Consider the following 806-nt stretch of genomic DNA (forward strand, 5'->3'; position numbering starts at 1 on the left):
CTCTAGAGCATCAAAACAACCATCTCCATCACTATCGTTATCTAGATGATCTGGTATTCCATCTCCATCAGAATTTTTGGCTATACAATATGACATCTCATATAATTGCATAGTTACAGCCAAATTATCAATGCTATTTTTACCTGCTATAATTACAACTTCATCTACTGGAGAATTAAAACTTATTAACAAACTGTTGTTTGGTGCGTTGGCTCCGCCAGCACTACTTTGTGCAAAATTTTGATTCACTGTTAAGTTTCCCCCTAAATTGATATCAGAAATAATAATATTACTAACATCAACAGGGTTACCATTATAAGTTGCTGTTACTCTAATGGCATCTTGGTTATCCATTCCTCCCCATTTAAAGTTTAAGTTATAAACAGTTTCTGAGAAAGTATATGTATACTCTGCTACATCACCATTTGGGAAATTAGTGTTATTAGGTTGCGTATTTAAATAATTTCCATCAGGTGCTATAGATCCATTATTTAATACTCTAACCCCTGATTGCCATGATGCTGTTCCTAATAGTTGATAGCTAAAATCAAAACTTGCTCCTGAAAATGCTCCTAAACCTGTTAAAGGAGATGATGCTGAATAATCTGTATTTAGAGCGTATCCGTTATTAAGCGGTACATTTGTAACACAGTTCATTTCATCTACATCTAAAATACCATCATTATCATTATCTAAATCACAACCATCAGGAACGCCATCATTATCTACATCTAAAGCATCATCAAAACCTTGACAAACATCTGAACTATTTATAACTCCATCTCCATCATCATCACATTCGCCAC

Annotated in this window: 1 protein-coding gene; it reads right to left on the minus strand. The window is 34.0% G+C overall.

Annotated elements, in window-relative coordinates; translation table 11 throughout:
- A partial coding sequence (locus FUA26_RS15730; RefSeq protein WP_186826914.1) for a hypothetical protein occupies positions 1-806 on the minus strand: 806 nt, incomplete at both ends.

Origin of the sequence: Seonamhaeicola algicola (genome assembly GCF_007997385.1) — a bacterium.
Classification (GTDB): Bacteria; Bacteroidota; Bacteroidia; order Flavobacteriales; family Flavobacteriaceae; genus Seonamhaeicola; species Seonamhaeicola algicola.